Raw genomic sequence first — 3,508 nt, 5'->3', positions numbered from 1 at the left:
GTCATTGTAGGTCGCTTGATTCCGGCTGGGTCAGGGTTCGAAGAGTATCGCGATACATTCGTCATTAGTGAAAAATTGGAAGCGGTCCCTGTGGCTGCTACACCTGCGGTGCCGTCTGATGCGGCCGTCCCGGCGATTTCTGGAGAAGCCGCTCGATCTTAGTAACGGCAGGATGTTGCCTACTTGACAGTGGGCGGTTACGTCAATATAATCCTGCGGCTTTGCACTTGACGGTTGATGCTTGTTTCTTTTGAAAGGTCTGAACGGATGCCGACGATCAATCAGCTGGTTCGAAAAGGTCGGATCTTTGTAAAGGCAAAGACTAAGAGTCCTGCCTTGAAGTCTTGTCCGCAAAAGAGAGGCGTTTGTCTTCGCGTGTACACGACAACTCCGAAGAAGCCGAATTCGGCACTGCGGAAAGTTGCGCGTGTGCGTCTCACGAACGGTATGGAAGTGACCACCTATATACCCGGCGTGGGGCACAATCTTCAGGAGCACTCAATCGTGCTCGTGCGGGGAGGGCGTGTCAAGGACCTGCCTGGTGTTCGATACCACCTAGTGCGAGGTGCCTTGGATGCGGTGGGTGTGGCCGACCGAAAGCAGAGTCGTTCGAAGTATGGAGCGAAGCGGCCTAAATAGATTTCAAGAGTCTGGAAAATCATCACACTGACTGGATGGGTCGATATGCCACGCAGTAGGTTTTTGGGCCAACGAGAAGTGCTTCCCGATGTGCGATACCGAGATAAGCTGGTCGGGAAGTTTATTAACACACTGATGAGTAGTGGGAAAAAGAGTACGACAGAGCGGATTTGCTATGGCGCATTTGATTTTATCCAAGAGAAAACCGGCAGTGACCCGCTGAAAGTGTTTAAGGCAGCTGTGGATAATGTGAAGCCGATCGTTGAGGTCAAGTCTCGTCGGGTGGGGGGTGCCTCCTATCAGGTTCCGGTCGAAATTAGGCCGGCACGCCGAGTGTCGTTGGCGCTTCGTTGGTTATCGCAGTTTGCCCGTACGCGCAGTGGCAAAAGTATGCGAGAAAAACTCGCAGCCGAGCTATTGGATGCGTCGAACAATACGGGGGCTGCGGTCAAAAAGCGGGAAGACGTACATCGGATGGCGGAAGCCAACAAAGCGTTCGCTCATTATCGCTGGTAACGTCGTTCTGTGCTGCAGTTGAGCCGTGCTGCGATCCGCAGATCCGGGTGCTCTTACGTCGCAGCAGTGTGATGCGGCTTGATCTGCAGCACAAGTGTTTTTAGAGGGGTTGAAGTGGCTCGTCAGACATCATTAGAGCGCACAAGAAATATCGGCATCATGGCTCACATTGATGCCGGCAAGACTACGACCACCGAGCGGATCCTCTACTATACGGGCATGACCCACAAGATGGGTGAGGTTCATGAAGGGGCGGCCACGATGGATTGGATGGAACAGGAGCGAGAGCGTGGCATTACTATTACGGCCGCCGCGACAACCTGCTTCTGGCGCGACTGCCGTATCAATATTATTGATACGCCAGGACATGTGGATTTTACGATCGAGGTAGAGCGTTCACTACGGGTCCTCGATGGGGCGGTGGCGGCATTCGATTCTGTACAGGGGGTTGAGCCTCAGTCCGAGACGGTTTGGCGTCAGGCGGACAAATATCATGTCCCTCGTATTGCCTTTATGAATAAAATGGACCGGATTGGTGCCGATTTTTATGGCAGTGTCCAATCTATTATTGATCGGCTGGGGGCAAAGCCGGTTCCCATTCAGATTCCTATCGGACGCGAGGCTGAGTTTCGGGGGTCCATCGATCTGGTTAGGATGAAGGGATACTTTTACGACGATGAGACGCTAGGTGCGAAGTACAAAGTCGATGAAATTCCCGGTGATCTCCTCGCTCAAGCAAACGAGTATCGCGAGAAGATGCTCGACGCAGTTGCAGAATTCGATGACCAGGTGATGGAGAAGTATTTGAACGGTCACCCGCTGACAGAGGAAGAAGTGATGCGCGCGATCAGGGCCGGGACCATTTCGATGAAAATTACTCCCGTGCTTTGCGGTTCAGCCTTCAAGAACAAAGGTGTGCAGCAGTTATTGGATGGTGTCGTCGACTATTTGCCCTCACCGCTCGATATTCCTCCTGTCCTAGGGGTGGATCCTAACAGCGGCAAGGAAGTGGCGAGGAAGGTGGACGATGGTGAGCCGTTTGCAGCGCTGGCGTTTAAGATCATGTCCGACCCGTTTGCTGGCCAGTTGACATTCTTCCGAGTGTATTCCGGGACGTTGAAGACCGGCACGCCAGTCTTGAATGTGACGAAGGGGACGAAGGATCGGATCGGACGTCTCTTGAAAATGCACGCTAACAAGCGAGAAGAAATCGATGAGGTTCATGCCGGGGACATCGTCGCTGCGGTAGGGCTCAAGGGAGCCACCACCGGAGATACCTTGGCGGATGAGAAGCAGCCGGTGTTGCTTGAGGTTATGAAGCTTCCTGAGCCGGTTATTGCAATGGCGATTGAGCCGAAGACCAAGCCGGATCAGGAGAAGATGGGCTTTGCGCTTCAGAAGCTGGCCCAGGAAGACCCATCCTTTCGCGTGCGGACGGACGAAGAAACGGCGCAGACGATTATTGCCGGCATGGGGGAGCTTCATCTCGAAATTATCGTTGATCGGATGTTGCGCGAGTTCAAGGTCGAAGCGAATGTCGGAAAGCCTGAGGTCGCATTCAAGGAGACTATTCGGCGGAAGGCTGAAGCTGAATCGAAGTACATCAAGCAGACCGGCGGCCGTGGGCAGTATGGCCATGTCGTCTTGACGGTCGAGCCGTCTGAAGCAGGTAAGGGGTTGGAGTTTGTCAATAAGGTCGTGGGGGGCGCAATTCCGAAAGAATATATTCCTGCCATCGAAAAAGGTGTTCGGGAACGCATGGAAACAGGAGTGGTTGCCGGCTATCCTCTGCGAGATGTGAAGGTAACCGTTATCGATGGGTCGTACCATGACGTCGATTCGAATGAAATGGCCTTTAAAATAGCGGCTTCGATGGGCTTTGCCGATGCTTGCAAAAAAGCGGATCCTGTTTTGCTCGAGCCGATCATGAAAGTCGAGGTCCTGGTTCCTCAGGAATTCATGGGGGACGTCATCGGCAATTTGAATGGGCGAAGAGGGAAAGTCCAGGGGATGAAGGTTCGGGCTGGGGCTCAAGCGATCGATGCCGCCGTGCCTTTGATGGAGATGTTCGGCTATGCGACGGACCTTCGATCTCGGACGCAGGGCCGCGCAACCTACAGTATGGAATTTGACCGTTACGATCAAGTGCCGAAGAATATTGCAGAAGCCATTATCAAGAAATAGCGGTACGTGAATTAGGGAGGAGTGGGTTATGGCGAAGGCGAAATACGAGCGGAAGAAGCCGCACGTGAACATCGGGACGATCGGGCATGTGGACCACGGGAAGACGACCTTGACGGCGGCGCTGACGAAAGTGTGTGCGGATAAAGGGATGGCGAAGTTCGTGAGCTAT

The 3,508-nt window shown here is 53.5% G+C and carries 4 protein-coding genes; all 4 read left to right on the top strand.

Going from position 1 to position 3,508, the window contains the following annotated elements:
* The first annotated feature begins 267 nt into the window (after positions 1-267).
* Positions 268-639 carry a 30S ribosomal protein S12 gene (gene rpsL, locus ACOSYY_RS06200; RefSeq protein WP_421661393.1) on the top strand — a complete coding sequence of 124 codons (372 nt, stop codon included), beginning with the start codon at positions 268-270 and terminating at the stop codon, positions 637-639.
* 45 nt (positions 640-684) lie between these two features.
* Positions 685-1,155 (top strand): 30S ribosomal protein S7, encoded by a 471-nt coding sequence (gene rpsG / locus ACOSYY_RS06195; protein ID WP_421661392.1) that lies wholly within the window; start codon positions 685-687, stop codon positions 1,153-1,155.
* 114 nt (positions 1,156-1,269) lie between these two features.
* Positions 1,270-3,339: an elongation factor G gene (gene fusA / locus ACOSYY_RS06190; RefSeq protein WP_421661391.1), complete on the top strand. Its 2,070-nt coding sequence runs from the start codon at positions 1,270-1,272 to the stop codon at positions 3,337-3,339.
* A gap of 28 nt (positions 3,340-3,367) precedes the next feature.
* The coding region (locus ACOSYY_RS06185; RefSeq protein WP_421661394.1) for a GTP-binding protein at positions 3,368-3,508 on the top strand (141 nt) is incomplete at its 3' end.

It is taken from the genome of Nitrospira sp. BLG_2 (genome assembly GCF_049222245.1).
This window is presented reverse-complemented; position numbering and strand designations above follow the sequence as displayed.

Bases quoted from the DNA above. Each gene is read 5' to 3' on its own strand.
- rpsL (WP_421661393.1), top strand. From the start codon at position 268: ATGCCGACGATCAATCAGCTGGTTCGAAAAGGTCGGATCTTTGTAAAG.
- rpsG (WP_421661392.1), top strand. From the start codon at position 685: ATGCCACGCAGTAGGTTTTTGGGCCAACGAGAAGTGCTTCCCGATGTG.